15 protein-coding genes and 1 pseudogene are annotated in these 18,556 nt (G+C 75.4%); 6 read left to right on the top strand and 10 right to left on the bottom strand.

All coding sequences use genetic code 11. The features are described 5' to 3' along the window. A pseudogene (locus tag ACI784_RS24080) lies at window positions 1–103 on the top strand (IS982 family transposase); the annotation flags it as partial. Window positions 104–123: 20 nt separating this feature from the next. Here ACI784_RS24080 and ACI784_RS24085 read toward each other — a convergent pair. The 5 genes from ACI784_RS24085 to ACI784_RS24105 form a co-directional block, all read right to left on the bottom strand. Further along, the gene (locus ACI784_RS24085; RefSeq protein WP_456925822.1) at window positions 124–606 is read right to left on the bottom strand and encodes a DUF5994 family protein; all 483 of its coding nucleotides are present in this window, start codon (window positions 604–606) and stop codon (window positions 124–126) included. Between the two features lie 183 nt (window positions 607–789). Further along, window positions 790–2,013, bottom strand: coding sequence for an aldose epimerase family protein (locus tag ACI784_RS24090; protein ID WP_457015207.1), 1,224 nt, complete (start codon window positions 2,011–2,013; stop codon window positions 790–792). A 257-nt stretch (window positions 2,014–2,270) separates the two neighbouring features. Beyond that, complete coding sequence (gene typA / locus ACI784_RS24095; protein WP_457015208.1) at window positions 2,271–4,160, bottom strand: translational GTPase TypA; 1,890 nt, start codon at window positions 4,158–4,160, stop codon at window positions 2,271–2,273. A gap of 101 nt (window positions 4,161–4,261) precedes the next feature. Beyond that, window positions 4,262–4,615, bottom strand: coding sequence for a hypothetical protein (locus tag ACI784_RS24100; RefSeq protein ID WP_457015209.1), 354 nt, complete (start codon window positions 4,613–4,615; stop codon window positions 4,262–4,264). Window positions 4,616–4,873: 258 nt separating this feature from the next. Beyond that, window positions 4,874–5,434, bottom strand: coding sequence for a YceI family protein (locus ACI784_RS24105; RefSeq protein WP_456925816.1), 561 nt, complete (start codon window positions 5,432–5,434; stop codon window positions 4,874–4,876). 90 nt (window positions 5,435–5,524) lie between these two features. Between ACI784_RS24105 and ACI784_RS24110 the strand changes: the two genes are divergently transcribed. The 3 genes from ACI784_RS24110 to ACI784_RS24120 all read left to right on the top strand — a co-directional run bounded on the left by ACI784_RS24110 (window position 5,525) and on the right by ACI784_RS24120 (window position 8,031). Then, window positions 5,525–6,040 (top strand): MarR family winged helix-turn-helix transcriptional regulator, encoded by a 516-nt coding sequence (locus ACI784_RS24110; protein WP_456925815.1) that lies wholly within the window; start codon window positions 5,525–5,527, stop codon window positions 6,038–6,040. A gap of 87 nt (window positions 6,041–6,127) precedes the next feature. Further along, window positions 6,128–7,333 (top strand): sensor histidine kinase, encoded by a 1,206-nt coding sequence (locus ACI784_RS24115; protein WP_456925813.1) that lies wholly within the window; start codon window positions 6,128–6,130, stop codon window positions 7,331–7,333. Next, complete coding sequence (locus ACI784_RS24120) at window positions 7,330–8,031, top strand: response regulator (protein ID WP_456925812.1); 702 nt, start codon at window positions 7,330–7,332, stop codon at window positions 8,029–8,031. Before ACI784_RS24115 ends, ACI784_RS24120 begins: the two co-directional genes overlap by 4 nt. Here ACI784_RS24120 and ACI784_RS24125 read toward each other — a convergent pair whose 3' ends face one another. Then, entirely contained in the window at window positions 8,032–8,832 is an 801-nt protein-coding gene (locus ACI784_RS24125) for an ArsR/SmtB family transcription factor (RefSeq protein WP_457015210.1), read from the bottom strand. Between the two features lie 203 nt (window positions 8,833–9,035). Between ACI784_RS24125 and ACI784_RS24130 the strand changes: the two genes are divergently transcribed. Together ACI784_RS24130 and ACI784_RS24135 are read left to right on the top strand one after the other, a co-directional pair. Then, window positions 9,036–9,809, top strand: coding sequence for an ABC transporter ATP-binding protein (locus ACI784_RS24130; RefSeq protein WP_457015211.1), 774 nt, complete (start codon window positions 9,036–9,038; stop codon window positions 9,807–9,809). A gap of 1 nt (window position 9,810) precedes the next feature. Continuing rightward, on the top strand, window positions 9,811–12,279 hold the full coding sequence (locus ACI784_RS24135) for an FtsX-like permease family protein (protein ID WP_457015212.1): 2,469 nt from the start codon (window positions 9,811–9,813) through the stop codon (window positions 12,277–12,279). Window positions 12,280–12,328: 49 nt separating this feature from the next. Here the strand turns inward: ACI784_RS24135 and hrpB are convergent, their stop codons facing one another. From hrpB to ACI784_RS24155, 4 genes are all read right to left on the bottom strand, one after another. Beyond that, window positions 12,329–14,809 (bottom strand): ATP-dependent helicase HrpB, encoded by a 2,481-nt coding sequence (hrpB, locus tag ACI784_RS24140; RefSeq protein ID WP_457015213.1) that lies wholly within the window; start codon window positions 14,807–14,809, stop codon window positions 12,329–12,331. A 67-nt stretch (window positions 14,810–14,876) separates the two neighbouring features. After that, the gene (locus ACI784_RS24145) at window positions 14,877–16,970 is read right to left on the bottom strand and encodes a xanthine dehydrogenase family protein molybdopterin-binding subunit (RefSeq protein WP_457015214.1); all 2,094 of its coding nucleotides are present in this window, start codon (window positions 16,968–16,970) and stop codon (window positions 14,877–14,879) included. Beyond that, complete coding sequence (locus ACI784_RS24150) at window positions 16,967–17,962, bottom strand: FAD binding domain-containing protein (RefSeq protein ID WP_456923370.1); 996 nt, start codon at window positions 17,960–17,962, stop codon at window positions 16,967–16,969. The genes ACI784_RS24145 and ACI784_RS24150 overlap by 4 nt, the downstream gene beginning before the upstream one ends. Then, complete coding sequence (locus tag ACI784_RS24155; RefSeq protein WP_456923369.1) at window positions 17,959–18,483, bottom strand: 2Fe-2S iron-sulfur cluster-binding protein; 525 nt, start codon at window positions 18,481–18,483, stop codon at window positions 17,959–17,961. Before ACI784_RS24155 ends, ACI784_RS24150 begins: the two co-directional genes overlap by 4 nt. Between the last annotated feature and the right edge of the window lie 73 nt (window positions 18,484–18,556).

Raw genomic sequence — 18,556 nt, forward strand, 5'->3', positions numbered from 1 at the left:
CACCCGAGTCGCCCAGCGGATCCTGGCGCTCACCGCCGCCATCTGGCACAACCGAGCCACCGCCCAGCCGATCACCCGGTCACTGATCGCCTACGACCACTGACCGGCTTCGGACTTACTCGTCTAGACCAGCCCGGGCACCTGCGGCAGCGGCGTGGAGCGCGCCGCGGCCAGCACCATCTGCGGCGACCGGGGCAGGCCGCGGCGGGTGCACAGCCGCAGCGCGCGGGCGCCGGTGATGACGTCGGTCTCGGGCGGCACCACCAGCAGGTCCGCCCGCCGCGTGCCGCCGTTCCAGGTCAGGCAGACCACCCCCGGGTCCATGCTGCGGAACCCGCCGGTGCGCACCACCCGGCCGCCGACGACGACCTTGCGGGGCGCCGGCGACCAGGCGTCCAGCGGATAGGTGAACCGCTCCACCCGCAGGCCGCGCTTGTCCAGGGCCGCGATCAGCTCGGGGAGCTCGACGGCGAGGTCGCGGCTGCGCGGGAACCACGCGCCGTCGAACGCGTGCTCCCCCGACCCGGCCTCGCTGCGCAGGCTCACCCGGACGTCGATCCCGCCGCGGTGCCCCTCGGCTGCCAGCGTCTGCAGGGTGGTCCTCATCAGCGTCGCGCCCGCCTCTCCTCATCGCCCCCTGGGCCCTCGACACACGGGCCCGAGGAGAACCTATGAGGGGAGGCGGGCGCGTCCCGGGACACGGGCGACGGGCGGGTCGGGGCGCCCCGGCCCGCCATCACACTTGGTCACGGCGTGATCACGACACCACGTTCGGCGTCGCGGCGTCCCTCAGGAGGACAGGTCGAAGACCGTGGTGCTGTCGTAGGTCTCGCCCGGGCGCAGCACCGTCGACGGGAAGTCCGGCTGGTTCGGGGAGTCGGGGAAGTGCTGGGTCTCCAGCGCGAGGCCGTCGCCCTGGCGGTACACGGTGCCGCCGGTGCCCACGAGCGTGCCGTCCAGGAAGTTGCCCGAGTAGAACTGCAGGCCCGGCTCGGTCGTGGAGATCGTCAGGGTGCGGCCGCTGTCCGGATCGCGCAGCACGGCCGCCTGCTCGAGGCCGTCCTCGCTGTCCGAGCCCTCGCGAGCGCCGTCGTCCGTCCGGTCCAGGGCCCAGTTGTGGTCGTAGCCCTGCCCGTACAGCAGCTGCTGGTCGTCCTGGCGGATCCGGGCGCCGATCGCGGTGGCCTCGCGGAAGTCGAAGGGGGTGCCCTCCACCGAGGCGATCTCGCCCGTCGGGATCAGCGTCGCGTCCACCGGCGTGTAACCGCTCGCGTCGATCTCCAGCTCGTGGCCGTAGATGGACCCCGAGCCCTCGCCGGCCAGGTTCCAGTAGCTGTGCTGGGTCAGGTTGACGACGGTCGGCGCGTCGGTCGTGGCCTCGTAGTGCACGGTCAGCCGCGAGTCGGCGTCCAGGCTGTAGGTGACCGTCGTGGTGAGGGTGCCGGGGAAGCCCTGGTCGCCGTCGTCGCTGACCAGCTCCAGGCGGAGCGCGGCCACCTCGTCGTCGCTGACGTCGGTGGCGGTCCAGACCCGCTCGGAGAAGCCCCCGGGACCGCCGTGGAGGGTGTTCGGGCCGTTGTTGAGCGGCAGCTGGTAGGTCGCGCCGTCGAGGGTGAACCTGCCCCCGGCGATGCGGTTGCCGTAGCGGCCGATGAGCGCGCCGAGGTAGGGGTCGCCCTCGGCGACGTACCCGTCGAGGTCGGAGTAGCCGAGTACGACGTTCTCGACCTCCCCGGCCGCGTCGGGCACCTCCAGCGTCTGGATGACGCCGCCGTAGGTCAGCACGCGCATCGTCGTGTCGCCGTTGGCGAGGGTCCAGCGCTCCACGGCGGTGCCGTCGGGCGTGGTGCCGAAGGGCTCGACGCTCGTGCTGGGGCCGCCCTCGACGGTCGCACCGGCCGGGGCGGCCAGGCCGAGGACGAGCAGTCCGGTGCCGACGGCGACCAGTCCGCGGCGGTGACGTCGTCCGCTCGCGGGCGGGGTGGACGGGAGGGGGCGGGGGCGTCCAGGCATGGGGGCTCCGATGTCCGTGGCGGTCCACCGGCGTCGTCGCGCGGTGGCGGGGGCACCGCAGGAACCAGGAACGGGGATGGGGGGTGCCCCGAGAAGCGGTCCTAGGACGGGCAGGAACGCTAGGGAGCCAGGTGGAGGGGTGTCAACGCCATCCCGGGAACGGCAACGGCCGAGTGGGCAGTCGCCGCCGCTGACTGCGGCGTGTCGCGCACGTGTCGCGACCACGACTGCTCACTCGGCCGTCAGGGCCGGGGCGCTCAGGCCTTCGGCTTGCGGTTCTTGGCCTTGCCGCGCTCGCTCTGGTCGAGGATCACCTTGCGCACGCGGATGGCGGCCGGGGTGACCTCGACGCACTCGTCGTCGGCACAGAACTCCAGCGCCTGCTCCAGGTTCAGGATCCGCGGCGGGATCAGCCGCTCGAGCTCCTCAGCGGTCGAGGACCGCATGTTGGTGAGCTTCTTCTCCTTGGTGATGTTGACGTCCATGTCGTCGGGGCGGGAGTTCTCGCCGACGATCATGCCCTCGTACACCTCGGTGCCCGGGGCGACCATCATCGAGCCGCGCTCCTGCAGCGAGAACATCGCGTACGACGTCGCCACGCCCTGCCGGTCGGCGACCAGCGAGCCGGTCGGCCGGGCACGCATGTCGCCCATCCACGGCTCGTAGCCCTCGAGGTTGTGGTTGAGGACGCCGGTGCCGCGGGTCTCGGTGAGGAACTCGGTGCGGAAGCCGATGAGCCCGCGGGAGGGGACGACGTACTCCATCCGCGCCCAGCCGGTGTCGTGGTGGACGAGGTTCTCCATGCGGCCGCGGCGGGTGGCCAGCGCCTGGGTCAGCGTGCCCACGTACTCGCCGGGGGTGTCGATGGTGACCCGCTCGACCGGCTCGTGCAGCTTGCCGTCGATCTCCTTGGTGACGACGGTGGGCCGGCCGACGGTGAGCTCGAACTCCTCGCGGCGCAGCTGCTCGACGAGGATCGCCAGCGCGAGCTCGCCGCGGCCCTGCATCTCCCAGGTGTCGGGGCGCTCGGTGGGCAGCATGCGCACCGAGACGTTGCCGACCAGCTCCTGGTCGAGGCGGTTCTTGATCAGCCGGGCGGTGAGCTTCTTGCCCGACTTGCCCGAGATCGGGGAGGTGTTGATGCCGATGGTGATCGAGATCGACGGCTCGTCGACGGTCAGCGGCGGCAGCGGGCGCGGGTCGTTCTGGTCGGCGAGGGTGTCGCCGATCATGATCTCCTCGATGCCCGCGATGGCGACGAGGTCGCCGGGGCCGGCGGTCTCGGCCGGGGTGCGGGTGAGGCCCTCGGTGACGAGCAGCTCGGTGATCTTGACGTTCTTGACCGAGCCGTCGGTGCGGCACCAGGCGACCTGCTGGCCGCGCTTCATCTCACCGGAGTGGATGCGCAGCAGCGCCAGCCGGCCCAGGAACGGCGAGGCGTCGAGGTTGGTGACCTGCGCGCGCAGCGGCTCCTCGGCGTCGTAGGAGGGCGCCGGGATGGTCTCCAGCAGGGTCTTCACCAGCGGCGCGAGGTCCGGGTTGTCGGGGTCGGTGCCGTCGGCCGGGCGGTTGAGCGAGGCCTTCCCGGCCTTGCCGTTGCAGTAGACGATCGGGAACTCGAGGGCGTCGGTGTCCAGCCCGTTGTCCTCGAGCAGCTCCATGAACAGCTCGTAGGTCTCGTCGACGACCTCGCCGATACGCGCGTCGGAGCGGTCGGTCTTGTTGACCACGAGGATCACCGGCATCCCCTTGCCGAGCGCCTTGCGGAGCACGAACCGGGTCTGCGGCAGCGGGCCCTCGGAGGAGTCCACGAGCAGGACGACGCCGTCGACCATCGACAGGCCACGCTCGACCTCGCCGCCGAAGTCGGCGTGGCCGGGGGTGTCGACGATGTTGACGACCACCGGGTTGCCCGCGTCGTCGGCCAGCCGGATGGCGGTGTTCTTGGCGAGGATGGTGATGCCGCGCTCACGCTCGAGGTCCATCGAGTCCATGACGCGGTCCTGCGTGGAGTCGTTGTCCGTCCCCTCGCCCTTGGCGCGCCCGAGGGCGCCCGCCTGGCGGAGGAGGGCATCGACCAGGGTGGTCTTGCCGTGGTCGACGTGGGCGATGATCGCCACGTTGCGCAGGTCGTCGCGGGTGGGCATGCGGGAACGGCACCTCGGGGAGTTCGGGGATTCCGCGGCGTCGGCGCTCGCGGCATCTCGTGTAACGGCCGCCGGCCCGGCGACCTTCCCACTCTAGGCGCTCAGCGGGCGGCGACCGCCTCCCGCGGGCGGTCGGCCACCGCGAACGTCACCCCGGCGGCGGCGATCGTGACCAATCCCACGGCCAGCCAGGCCGCCATCCCCACACCCAGGGCCAGGACGTGGGCCAGCACGAAGGCCCCGACGTAGAGGGCGCCGAGCCCCAGCGCGACCGCCCAGCCGCGCCGCTGCACCCACAGCCACGCCGCACCGAGGCCGCCGAGGGCGAAGACCGCGCCGCCGAGCGCACGGATCCCGGTGCCCTGTGCGATGCCGAAGCCGGCGGCCAGGCCGACGGCGACGAGGACGGCGGACGGGAAGCGGGTCTGCACGCGGGCGAGGGTGGAGGTCGACATGCCGCCCAGTCTCCCCCGCCTCAGTCCCGGGGACGACGGGACCGGCGGTCAGCCCCGCGCGGCGTCCACGGCGGCGGTGATCCTCTCCACGGACCCACGGTCGGCCCGCGGGCTGCGAGGCTCCCCCGGAGCGGGCTGGGAGATCCCCGGGAACGCCGGAGGCCCCGGGCAGTACGCCCGGGGCCTCCGTGGTGAGCGAGGGGGTGGCCTCCCTGCAGGGACCCGCCGCGAGCCTGCGAGTAGCGGGGAGGTCCTTCGTCATGCGGTGCGGAGCACGGCCTCGATCTCGAGCTCGACGGTGATCTTGTCGCCGACGACGACGCCGCCGCCGTCCATCGGCATGTCGATGTCGACGCCGTACTCCTTGCGGGAGATCTCGGTCTTCGCGGAGAAGCCGGCGCGGGTGCCGCCGTAGGCGTCCGGACCGAAGCCGTTGAGCTCCAGCTGCAGCTCGACCGGCTTGGTGATGCCCTTGATGGTCAGGTCGCCGACGACGGTCCAGTCGGCGCCGTCGGTGCGGACCTCGGTCGAGCGGAAGGTCATCTCGGTGTGGTTGCCCACGTCGAAGAAGTCGGCGGAGCGGATGTGCGCGTCACGCTGCTCCTGCCGGGTGTCGATGGAGTCCATGTTCACCTGCGCGGTGACGCTGGACTGCGTGGGGTCCTCGGCGGTGACGATCTCGCCGGAGAACTCGCGGAAGTAGCCGCGGACCTTGCTGACCATCATGTGGCGGACGGAGAAGCCGACGGTGGAGTGGCTGGCGTCGATGTCCCAGGTGCCGACGACGTAGCCGGGGATCTGGGTGGCGGTGCTGGTCATGAGGACCTCCGATAACTGGTTGAGCGTTTGACCTTCTGCCCGGCCACAGCGTAGTTGAAGGCTCATCTATTCCGCCAGTACCCTCAGGGCATGACCGCGCACGTGTCCACCCCCGCGGGGGGATCGGCCCCCGCGCCGGCCCGCACCCCCGGGGAGCCCCGCTGGCTCGACGAGGACGAGCAGCGGGCCTGGCGCGCCTGGCTCTACAGCTCCCTGCTCCTGCAGGACCGGCTCGACCGCGAGCTCACCCGTGAGACCGGCATCTCCCATGCCTACTACGAGATCCTCGTGGCGCTGTCGGAGGCCCCCGAGCGACGGATGCGGATGAGCGAGCTCGCCGACACCTGCCTGTCCTCGCGCAGCCGCCTGTCCCACGCGGTCTCCCGGCTGGAGGAGCGCGGCTGGGTGAGCCGGCAGGTCTGCCCCGAGGACGGGCGCGGCCTGCTCGCCGTCCTGACCGACGAGGGGTTCGCCGCGCTCGAGGCCGCCGCGCCGGTGCACGTCGAGGGCGTGCGCACCCACCTGTTCGACCAGCTCAGCCCGGAGCAGGTGACCGCGATGCGGGACCTCGGCGAGACCCTGCTGCGCCACCTCGGCCCGCGCTGACACCGTCGCCCCTCACCCCGGGGTGGGACGCGCGGGTCATCCCGGGGGTGGACGACGGCGGCGGGACCGCTGCCTAGGGTCGTCGCGATGGACGGCCGCCCACCCCTCGAGCGTCTCGAGGTGCTCCTCCGCGAGCACCCGGTCGGCGTCGACGTCGCGATCGCGGCCCTCGTCTGGTTCCTGACCGTCCTCCTCCCCGTCGGGTCGTACCGGCCGGCGGAGGCCACGGCGCTCGTCGTCGGCACGCTGCTCGTCGCGCCGCTGGCCTGGCGACGGCGACGTCCGGTCCGGGCGGCTGCGGTGGTCGTCGCGGCGGGGCTGCTGGAGCTCGTGGTCCTGGACGAGTTCCTCGTGGCCAACGTCTCCGCGCTGGTGATGGTGTACGCGCTCGCGGCCTACGCCCCGCGCTGGGCGGGTCGCGCCGGGCTCGCGGTGGGCCTGGCCGGCGCGCTGCTCGCCGGGTTGCGCTACTTCTCCGTCGCCGGCAGCGACGCCGTCGTCCCCAGCGCCGGGTCGATCGGGGTGGCGGTCGTCGCCGCCTGGGCACTGGGCGACCTCCGCCGCGCCCGTGTCCGGCGACTGGGCGACCTGCGGGAGCGCGCGCGGCTGCTGGAGCTGGAGCGGGACCAGGAGATGCGACTGGCCGCCACCGCCGAGCGGGCCCGCATCGCCCGCGAGATGCACGACGTCGTCGCCCACTCGCTGTCGGTGGTGATCGCGCAGGCCGACGGCGGTCGCTACGCCGGGCGCAGCGACCCGGCGGCCGCCACCACCGCCCTCGAGGCGATCGCCGCGACCGGCCGGCAGGCGCTGTCGGACATGCGGGGACTGCTGGGTGTGCTCCGGGAGGACGGCGGCGAGGAGTACGCGCCGCAGCCGGACGTCGCCGCGATCGCCGGCCTGGTCGAGGACGTGCGATCCAGCGGCCTGGACGTCGACCTGCTCGTCGAGGGCACGCCGCGGGAGCTGCCCGCCGGGCCCCAGCTGGCCGCCTACCGGATCGTGCAGGAGTCGCTGACCAACGTGCTCAAGCACGCCGGCCCCGCCAGGCGGGCCTGGGTACGGCTGCACTGGCGGCCCGACGCCCTGGAGCTGTCGGTGCTCGACGACGGCCGGGGCGCGTCGGCCGCGGTGGTGCAGGAGGGCGCCGGCCCGGCCTCCGACGGCCGAGGGCAGGGGGTCATCGGCATGCGGGAGCGCGCCCAGCTGCACGGCGGCCGCCTGGACGCCGGCCCGCGCCCCGGCGGCGGTTTCGGCGTGCACGCGGTCCTCCCCCACCCCGCCCGCCGATGACCGGTCAGATCCGGGTCGTGCTCGTCGACGACCAGCAGATGGTCCGGGCGGGCTTCCGGATGGTCATCGACTCCCAGCCCGACCTGACCGTCGTCGGTGAGGCGGGCACCGGCGTCGAGGCCGTGGAGCTGCTGGCGCACACTGCCGCCGACGTCGTCCTCATGGACGTCCGCATGCCGGGGATGGACGGCATCGAGGCGACCCGGCGGGTCACCGCACTGGCCGATCCGCCGCGCGTGGTGGTGCTCACGACCTTCGACCTCGACGAGTACGTGGTGGCCGCGATCGGGGCGGGGGCCAGTGGCTTCCTGCTCAAGGACGCCGCGCCGGAGGAGATGCTCGCCGCCGTCCGGACGGTGCACGCCGGGGACTCGGTGATCGCCGCCAGCTCCACCCGCCGGCTGTTGCAGCACGTCGCGCCGATGCTGCGCGGCGCCGCGCCCCGGACCCCCGCCGCTGAGGACCGGGCACTGGCCGAGCTCACCCCGCGGGAGCGGGAGGTGCTGGAGCTGATGGCCTTCGGCGCCACCAACACCGAGATCGCCGGCCGGCTGTTCGTCAGCGAGGCGACGGTGAAGACCCACGTCGGGCGGGTGCTGGCCAAGACCGGCTCGCGCGACCGCGTGCAGGCCGTCGTCCTCGCCTTCCGCACCGGCCTGGTGCAGCCGGCCGACCTACTGCGCGACGCCCCCGCCTGATCAGGCGGACGCCGGCTCCGGAGCGGGCAGCGTCTCGCCGGTCTCCAGCAGCGTCTTGAGGTCTGACAGCAGGTGCGGCCAGCCCTCGCGGACCATCGTGACCACGGTGCTGTCCGGGTCGAAGCCGTCGTGGACGACGGTCAGCCGGACCACCTCCCCCATCGGCTCGATGGCGAAGGTGACCTTCGAGCGGCGCTCGCCGCGCAGCCGGCCGAGCAGGTCGTCGTCGAACCCGTGCGCCGCGGCCCACTCCGGCGTGAAGGTGTGCCAGGTGTAGGTCAGCCGGCGGCCCGGCTCGGCCTCGAGCACCACCTGGTCGGGGTCGGTGATGGTCACCCCGCCCTCCTCCCACGTCACCGGCGACCCGACCGCCCAGTCCGAGTCGAGCGCCACGCCCCAGTAGCGACGGGTGAAGGCGGGTTCGGTGAGCGCCTGCCACAGCCGCTCGGGGGTGGTGCGGATGTAGGTGGTGTAGACGAACTCGGGACTGCTCATCTGCTGCTCCAGTGCGGTCGTGAGGTCCGCGAGGGCACACACCCGCTCGCGGTCGTACCGGCTGATCCACCGGTCGGAGACGGCCTGGATCGGGGCGGCGTTGAGGTGGTGCACCTTCTCCCTGCCCCGCCGGACCGCGGTCACCAGCCCGGCCGACTCGAGCACGGCCAGGTGCTTGCTCACCGACTGGCGCGCCATGTCCAGCCCGGCGCACAGCTCCCGCAGGGTCTGCCCCGGCCGCTCCTGCAACCGGTCGAGCAACTGCCGGCGGGAGGGGTCGGCCAGCGCGCGGAACGTGCGGTCCACTCCGCCTCCCTTCGTGCAGCCGTTCGGCTGCCTGAACGATAGGCAGCCGGACGGCTGCACGTCAACGCCCGCGGGTCAGCCCCCGGGTGGACGGCGGATCGGTCCCGGGGTGGAGGCCGGGATCAGCTCCCGCTCCGACGCGGGAGACCTCCCCCGACCGGCAGCGTGGGCACCCGTTCCCGATCCCTCCCGGAGGTTGCCCCGTGTCCGCTCCCGTCCCTGTCCTGACCGTCCCCGGTGAGCCGCCGTCCCCGGCCGCCGCCGTGCGGGCCCGCGGCCTGACGAAGACCCACGGCAGCGGGGAGACCGCCGTGCACGCCCTCGCCGGGGTGGACGTCGACTTCGACCGCGGCGCCTTCACCGCGATCATGGGCCCGTCCGGGTCGGGCAAGTCGACCCTCATGCACTGCCTGGCCGGGCTGGACGCGGCCACCGGCGGGGCGGTGTGGCTGGGCGACACCGAGCTGACGAGCCTGCGCGACGACGAGCTGACCCGGCTGCGCCGTGAACGGATCGGCTTCGTCTTCCAGTCGTTCAACCTGCTCCCCGTCCTCGACGCGCGGGAGAACATCGTGCTGCCGCTGCAGCTGGCCGGCCGCCGTCCCGACCCGGCCTGGTTCGACGCGGTGGTCGCCCGCCTGGGGCTTCGGGAGCGGCTGCGGCACCGCCCGCACGAGCTCTCCGGCGGCCAGCAGCAGCGGGTCGCCGTCGCCCGGGCCCTGCTCCCGCGCCCGGACGTGGTCTTCGCCGACGAGCCGACCGGCAACCTCGACTCCCGCGCCGGCGCCGAGGTGCTCGACCTGCTGCGCAGCAGCGTCCGCGAGACCGGCCAGACCGTCGTCATGGTCACCCACGACCCGATCGCCGCCGCCTACGCCGACCGCGTGGTCCTGCTCGCCGACGGCCGGCTGGCCGGCGAGGTGCACCGCCCCACCGCCGACTCCGTCGTCGCGGCGCTGCGCGGGCTGGGGGCCTGAGGTGCGACCGGTCGTCCTCGCCCAGCTCCGCGCGCACGCCGCGCGGCTGGTCGCCTCGACGCTCGCCTTGGTGATCGCGGTCGGCTTCGTCGTGGCCACCCTCACGCTCGACCAGACCGCTCGCAGCACCGTGCTGCAGGCGGTCGGCGCCCAGTACGTCGACACCGCCGCCGTCGTCACCTCCGTCGACGGCAGCTCTCTGGACGACGACGTCGCGGTGCTGAGCGGCCTGCGGTCGGTGGGCGCGGTCGCCCCCACCTGGGAGACGTCGGTGCAGGCCGGCGTGCCCGGCCGCACCGGGTCGCAGTACCTGCTCGTCGGCACCGTCGCCGACGACCCCGCCCTGCGGTGGCAGCACCTGTCCGCCGGCTCCCTGCCCGACCGGCCCGGGGAGATCGCGGTCACCGACCGGGCCCGCGCGCGGGTGGGCGACGTCCTGACCGTCACCTCCGCCAACGCCGACGGGCACCAGTCGGCCGCGCAGGTCACGGTGACCGGGCTCGTCGACCTGCGTGGCGACCCGGAGGCCGGGCTCTTCGGCCGCGGCTTCGTCGTCCCGGAGCAGGCCCTCGCCTGGGGCGCCGCCGACCCCGTCGAGCTGCGGGTCGCCGCGGCCCCCGGCGTTGCCGACGAGCAGGTGCGCCTCGACGTCGCCACGGCCCTGCGGGACTCGGCGGTCATCGTCCGCACCGGCGAGCAGCAGTCGGTCGAGGCGGCCGCGGCGATGATGGGCAACGCCACCGCGCTGGCCGCCGTCCTGCTGGTCTTCGGCACCGTCGCGGTCCTCGTGGCCGGACTGGTCATCGCCAACACCTTCGCGGTGCTGCTCGCCCAGCGGACCCGTGAGCTGGCGCTGCTGCGCTGCGTCGGCGCCACCGCGCGGCAGGTGCGGCGCAGCGTGCTCGGCGAGGCCCTCGTCACCGGTCTGGTCTCCTCCGCCCTCGGCGCCGTCGCGGGGGTCGGCCTCGCCGCCGCGGTGTCGGCCGCGGTCGGCGACCTCGACTCCCCCATCCCGCTCGCCGGGGTCTCGGTGCCCTGGTACGCCGTGGTCGTCGGCGTCGTGGTCGGCACGCTGACCACGCTGCTGGCCGCCCTCGCCCCGGCGCGGGCCGCCACCCGGGTCGCGCCGCTGGCCGCCCTGCGGCCCGCGGACCCGGCACCGCTGCGTTCCCGTCCGGGTGTGCTGCGGCTGCTGCTCGGGCTGGGCCTGCTGCTGCCGGGCGTGGGGCTGCTGGCGCTCGGCGTGGTCATGGCCTCGGTGCTGGTCGCCCTGCCCGGCGGGGTGCTGAGCTTCCTCGGCGTCGTCCTGCTCGCGCAGCGCGGCGTCCCTCCGGTGGTCGCGGCGGCCGGCCGGCTGGCCGCGTGGTCCGGCGGGGTGCCGGCCCGGCTGGCCACCGGCAACGCGACGCGCAACCCCCGGCGGACGGCGGCGACCGCCACCGCCCTGCTCATCGGCGTCACGCTGACCACCGCGATGGTCGTCGGCGCCGCCTCCACCAAGGCCTCGGCCACCGCCGGGCTCGAGGCGGAGTTCCCGGCCGACGTCGTGGTCGAGGGCCTCTCCGCGCCCTTGCCGGCCGGGCTGCTGGCCGACCTGGAGGCGCTGGACGGCGTCGCGACCGGCACCGCGCTGACCGCGGCCGACGTCACGGGCCCGGACGGCGCGGTGTGGGCGGCCACCGGCGTGGACCGCGCGACCGCGCTGCCGGCGCTCCGCTCGACCGACGACCTGGTGCTGCCCGACCCCGGTGAGGTGCTGCTGCCCGAGGGGCTCGCGGAGAGCTGGTCGGTGGCCGACGGCGACCGGGTGGAGCTGACCGCGGAGGGCCGCACGGGTTCCTTCCTCGCCCGGGTCGTGGCCGAGACGCCGGTGCTGCTGACCGCGGCGGACCTGGCCGGCCTCGTCCCTGACGCCGGGATCGGCACGCTGTGGCTGCGGCTGGACGACGCCGGCGACGCGGCGCAGACCAGGGCCGTCGACGCGGTCACCGACGCGGTGGGGACGGCGGTGTCCGACGCCTCCGTCACCGGGATCGTCACGGTGCGCGCCCAGATCGCCCAGGTGCTCGACACCCTGCTGCTGGTCGTGACCGGACTGCTCGGCATCGCGGTGGTCATCGCGCTGATCGGGGTGGGCAACACGCTGGCGCTGTCGGTGGTGGAGCGGCGGCAGGAGAACGGGCTGCTGCGGGCACTCGGCCTCACCCGGCGGCAGCTGCGCGGGCTGCTGGCGTGGGAGGCGGTGCTGGTCGCCGGGGTGGCCACGGTCCTCGGCGTCGTCCTGGGCACCGCGTACGGGCTGGCCGGGTCGGCGTCGGTGCTGGGGCAGGTCGCCGACATCGTGCTGGTGGTGCCGTGGCTGCAGGTGGCCGCGATCGTCGCCGTCGCCACGGTCGCGGGGCTGCTCGCCTCGGTGCTGCCCGCCCGCCGCGCCGTCCGCACCTCGCCGGTGGCCGCGATCGCGGGCTGAACGGAGGCCGGGGGCGCAGGTTTCCTACGCCCCCAGCCTCCGCCACCGCTCAACGGCGGGGCTGGGCGCGGCGGGTGGGCGCGGCGGTCGCCGGGTCCTCCGGCCAGGGGTGCCGCGGGTAGCGGCCGCGCAGCTCCGCGCGGACGCCGGGGTAGCCGGTCTCCCAGAACCCGGCCAGGTCGGCGGTGGTCGCGACCACCCGGTCGGCCGGGGAGAGCAGCTGCAGCCGCAGGGGCCGGCCGGCCACCACCGGCGCGGCCGCCCAGCCGAACACCTCCTGCACCCGGACCGACAGGGTGGGCACCTCGGGATCGGTGTAGTCCACCCGGATCCGGGAGCCGGTCGGCACCTCGACCCGCTCGGGCACCAGCTCGTCGAGCCGCCCGGCCACCTGCCACGGCACCAGCGCCCGCAGCGCCGCGGCGAGGTCGATCCGGGTCAGGTCGGCGCGGCTGCGGGCGGCGGAGAGAGCCGGGGTGGCGGCGAGCGCGGCGCCGAGGGCGTCGTCGTCCACCGCGGGCCAGGGCTCGCCCAGCCCTGCGTGCGCGGCGGCCAGCCGTTCGCGCAGGGCCGCGGCGGCAGGGGTCCAGCGCAGCAGGGCCAGCCCCTCCCGGCGCAGCCCCTCGGCGACCGCGGCGGCGACCGCGACCGGATCGGGGTCGGGCAGCGGCCGCTCGACCAGCACGATCGCGCCCAGTCGCTCGACGCGGCCCGCCACCACGTCGCCGTCCCGCCAGGCCACCTCGGGCGCCTCGACGACGGCGCCGACCTCGCGCGCGGTGGCCTCGTCGACCGCCACCGCCGAGCGCACCCGGGCGTCCCGCCGGCCGGGCTGCCTGTCCGCGGCGGCCACCGCGAGCCACGGTGCACCGGTCAGCGCGGTGCCCGGGGCGAGTTCCGCGCCGGTGCCGGCCGCCAGCAGGTACGTGCGCTCGGTGCCGGGACGCCGGCGGGCCAGCCACTCGGGGTGGGCGAGGCCGACGACCAGGCCGGCGGCGACGTCGTCGGGCAGGCCGGGCTCGCCGGGCGTGGCCGGCACCGCGCGGGCCAGCCGGCCGGCCTCCTCGCGCCAGCGGGCGGCCGCCCCGCCGCGGTCCCCGCGGAGGGCGCGCCACTCGGCGACCAGGTCGTCGGAGCCGGCCGGCAGGTCGGCCGACAGCAGCGCCACCACCTCCGCGGCACGGCGGGAGCCCACCAGCCGGGCGCCGTCGAGCAGCGCCCGCGCGAGGCGGGGGTGTGCGCCGACGGCGGTGAGCGACCGTCCGCGGGCGGTGACCCGGCCGCTGTCGTCCACCGCGCCGAGGTCGTGCAGGGCGGCCCGGGCGACGGCGAACGCGGCGGCCGGCGGCGGATCGGGCAGGGCCAGGCCGGTGCCCTCGGGCGCACCCCAGCAGGCCAGCTCCAGGGCCAGGCCGGTCAGGTCGGCGACGGCGATCTCCGGTTCGGGGGCGGCCGGCAGGCGGGCGTGCTCGGCCTCCGACCACAGCCGGTACACCCGGCCCGGCCCCTCGCGCCCGGCCCGCCCCGCGCGCTGGACCGCCGACGAGCGCGAGACCCGTACCGTGGCCAGCGCCCCGAGCCCCCGGGACACGTCGAACCGCGGCACCCGGGCCAGCCCCGCGTCGACGACGGCCCGCACCCCGGGCACGGTCAGGCTGCTCTCGGCGACGTCGGTGGCCAGCACGACCCGCCGTCGCGGGGCGGGGGTCAGGGCGGCGTCCTGGTCCGCGGCGGGCAGCCGGCCGTGCAGGGGACGGACGTCGGCGTCCAGCCCGCCCAGGCGGCCGGCGACCCCGGCGATCTCGGCCGCGCCGGGCAGGAAGACGAGCACGTCGCCCGCGGTCTCGGCCAGCGCGCGGCGGGTGGTCGCGGCGACGGCGTCGAGCAGCCGGGGGTCCACCCGGCTGCCGTGCGGGGGCGCCACCGCGGGCTCCGGCGGGCACCACACCGCCTCGACGTCGTGCAGCGCGCCGGTCGCCTCCACCACCGGCGCCGGCTCGGCCCCGCCCAGCAGGAGCGCCAGCCGGCCGGCCTGCGCGGTCGCCGACATCGCCAGCAGGTGCAGGTCGGGGCGCAGCGCGGCCCGCGCGTCGAGGGTGAAGGCGAGCGCGAGGTCGGTGTCCAGGTGCCGCTCGTGGCACTCGTCCAGGACGACTGCGGCCACCCCGGCCAGCTCGGGGTCGGCCTGGAGCCGGCGCACCAGCAGCCCGGTGGTGACCACCTCGACGCGGGTGTCCTCGCTGCGCCGGCTGTCCCCGCGGACGCTGTAGCCGACCGAGCGGCCCACCGGCTCCCCGAGCAGCGCGGCCATCCGGCGGGCGGCGGCGCGGGTGGCGACCCGGCGGGGCTCGGCGACCAGCACCCGCCCGGGCAGCGCCCCGGCCAGCGCGAGCGGGACCAGGGTCGTCTTCCCGGTGCCCGGCGGCGCGATCAGCACCGCGCTGCCGGCGCCGGTCAGCGCGGCGTCCAGGGCCGGCAGCACCGCGCGCACCGGGAGGTCGGTGCCCGGCGTCCCCGGTGGTGGCAGCACGCCGCCAGTCTCCCGGAGCGCCCCAGCGGAGGCTGACGGCGCAGGTCCCCTGCGCCGCCAGCCTCCGCTACGGCCGGAAGTACTTGTCGGGGGTGATCGGCAGGTCGCGGACCCGCCTGCCCGTGGCGTGCCAGTACCCGTTGGCGACGGCGGCCGCGGCGCCGGTGATGCCGATCTCGCCGATGCCCTTGAGCCCCAGCTCGTTGACGTACGGGTCCTCCTCGTCGAGCCAGGAGATGTCGATCTCGCCGATGTCGGCGTTGGTGGCGACGTGGTACTCGGCGAGGTCGTGGTTGGCGTAGTGGCCGAACACCTCGTCCTGCACCGACTCCTCGTGCAGCGCCATCGACAGGCCCATGCAGAAGCCGCCGAGGAACTGCGAGCGGGCGGTCTTGGCGTTCACGATCGTCCCGGCCGCGTACACGCTGGTCGCCCGCGGCACCCGCACCTCGCCGGTGTCGGCGTCCACCCGCACCTCCACGAAGTGGGCGCCGAAGGCGTGCATCGAGTACCGCTCGGCGTGCGGTGACGGGCCGTCGACGCCGCCGTCGACGGTCACGCCGTCCGGGGGCAGCTGCCCGCCGTAGGACTCCAGCCGCCGGCGGACCTCCCGCGCGGTCAGCACGATCGCCGACCCCCACGACGCCAGGCCGGTGGAGCCGCCCGCACCACCGGCGAAGGGCAGCCGGCTGTCGCCGATCCGGAGCTCGACGTCGCCCATGCCGACCCCGAGCGCGTCGGCGGCGATCTGGGTCAGCGCCGTCCACGCGCCGGTGCCGATGTCGGAGCCGTCGATCTCGACGACGTGGCGTCCGCGGCCGTCGACGGAGATGCGGCAGTCGGCCTTGCGCCGCCGCGCCGGGTAGGTCGCGGCGGCGACGCCGGTGCCGACCAGCCAGCGGCCGTCGAGCCGGACGCCGGGCCGCGGGTCGCGCCCCGCCCAGCCGAACCGCTCGGCGCCGGTGCGCAGGCACTCCACCAGCGACCGCGACGACCACGGGATCCCCCGCTCCGGGTCCTCGGCAGGCTCGTTGCGCAGGCGCAGCTCGACCGGGTCGATGCCGAGCTCGTGCGCCAGCTCGTCCATCGCCGACTCCAGCGCGAACATGCCCGGGGTCTCCCCCGGCGCCCGCATGATCGTCGGCGGGGGGACGTCGAGCCGGGCCAGCCGGTGCGTCGTCCGCCGGTTCGGCGCGGCGTACATGACCCGCGTGCAGGTCGCCGTCTGCTCGGCGAACTCGTCGATCCGCGAGGTGTGCTCGACCACCTCGTGGCTGATCGCGGTCAGCCGGCCCTCGGGGTCGGCGCCGAGCCGCAGCCGCTGGATGGTCGGCGTCCGGTGCCCGACCAGGCTGAACATCTGCTGCCGGGTGAGCTCGAGGACGACGGTGCGCCCGACCACCCGCGCGGCCATCGCGGCCACGATCTGGTGGGGGTGGGTGAACGCCTTGGACCCGAACGCCCCGCCGACGTAGGGCGAGACCACCCGCGCCTGGCCCTCCTCCAGCCCGAACCCCGCGACCAGGTCCTTGACGATGGTGTGCGGGCCCTGGTTGGCGTCCCACAGCGTCAGCTGGTCGCCGTCCCAGCGGGCCATGGAGGTGTGCATCTCGATGGGGTTGTTGTGCTGGGTCGGCGTCTCGTAGGTCGCCTCGACCGTGACCGCCGCCGCGGCCAGCGCGCCGTCGACGTCGCCGATGACCGAGTCGGTGTCGTAGCCGGCCATGACCTGCTCCGGCGCGTAGAGGTCGGGCCGGTCCACGGCCAGCCGCACGTCCGGCGGCTCGGCGGCGTACTCGACGTGCACCTCCCCCACGGCCGCCCGCGCGACCTCCGAGGTCTCGGCCACGACCACCGCGACCACCTGGCCCTGGTAGTGCACGTCGAGGGACTGCAGCACCGGGAGGTCGGAGGAGAGCTCGCCGGACAGCCGGGGCGCGTTGGCCGGGGTGAGGACGGCGAGGACGCCGCCCATCCCCTCGGCGCGGGTGGGGTCGAGTTGGGTGATGCGGCCGCGGTTGACGGTGCTCTGCACCAGCGCGACGTGGGCGATCGGCTCGCCCGGGTCCTGCTCGAAGGCGTAGGGCGCGGTGCCGCGCACCTTCGCCGGCCCGTCGATGCGGTCGATGCCCGCCCCCAGGACGCGGTCCACGGTGGTCACGCGGCGGCTCCCGTCAGCTCGGCGAGGGTGCGGACGACGACGTTGCGGGTCAGCGGCAGCTTGAAGCCGTTGTCCGGCAGCGGGGTGGCCGCGGCCAGCTCGGCGTCGGCGGCCGCGGCGAAGGACTCCTCGGTGGCCGGGCGCCCGCGCAGCGCCTCCTCCGCGGCGCTCGCCCGCCATGGCTTGTGCGCGACCCCGCCGAGGGCCAGCCGCACGTCGGCGACGACGCCGTCCTCGATGCGCACGGCGGCCGCCACGCTGACCAGCGCGAAGGCGAACGAGGCCCGGTCGCGGACCTTGCGGTAGCGCGAGGGCATGCCCAGCGGCGGCAGGTCGACGGCGGTGATCAGCTCCCCGTGCCGCAGCGTGGTGTCGCGGGAGGCGTCGTCCCCGGGCAGGCGGTGCAGCTCGCCGATCGGGACGCTGCGCTCGCCGTCCGGACCGAGCACCTGCACGACCGCGTCGAGGGCGACCATCGCCACCGCCATGTCCGACGGCTGGGTGGCCACGCAGGTCCCGGGCCCGTCGAGGGTCTGCCCGAGGACCGCGTGGTTGCGGTGCAGGCCGCGCAGGGCGCCGCAGCCGCTGCCGGGGCTGCGCTTGTTGCACGGCTTGGTGACGTCGGTGAAGTAGCCGCAGCGGGTGCGCTGCAGCAGGTTGCCGGCGGTGGTGGCCCGGTTGCGGAGCTGCCCGGACGCGGCGGCGAGCAGCGCCTGGGCCAGCACCGGGTAGCGCTCGCGCACTCGGCGGTCGGCGGCGAGGTCGGCGTTGGGGACGCCGGCGCCGATGCGCAGGCCGCCGTCCGGGAGGTCGGCCACCTCGCGGGAGGTGAGCGTGCGGACGTCGACGAGCAGGCCGGGCGTGGCGACGCCGAGCTTCATGAGGTCGACCAGGTTGGTGCCCCCGCCGAGGAAGGCACCCGACGGCTCCATGGCCAGCAGCGCGACCGCGGCGGCGGGGTCGGCCGCGGCCTCGTAGCGGAACTCCCTCACCGGCGCACCCCGCTGGCCTCGGCCACGTCGGCCACCGCCGGGACGATGTTCGCGTAGGCGGCGCAGCGGCAGAGGTTGCCGCTCATCCGCTCCCGGATCTCGGCGTCGGTGAGCGCGAGGTCGTCCGCGGTCAGGTCGGCGGTGACGGCGCTCGGCCAGCCGGCTCGGGCCTCCTCGATCACGCCCGCGGCCGAGCAGACCTGGCCGGGGGTGCAGTAGCCGCACTGGAAGGCGTCCCGCTCGACGAAGGAGCGGTGCAGCGGGTGCGGCTGCCCGTCGGCGGCCAGCCCGTTCGAGGTGGTCACCTCCGCGTCCCCCACGGTGACGGCCAGGACGAGGCAGCTGTTGACCCGGCGGCCGTCGAGCAGCACGGTGCAGGCGCCGCACTGGCCGTGGTCGCACCCCTTCTTGGGGCTCGTGTTGCGCAGCCGTTCGCGGAGGGCGTCCAGCAGCGTGGTGCGGGTGTCGACGGTCAGCGGGTGCGCCGCACCGTCGACCCGCAGGGTGATCTCGGTGTCCACGCCGACGCTCCTGCCCGGGCGACCGGTGGCGCCAAACGGGACCGAGTGGAGTCGCTGGAGAGCGGATCCCGCT

Source organism: Geodermatophilus sp. SYSU D01186 (assembly GCF_054050215.1).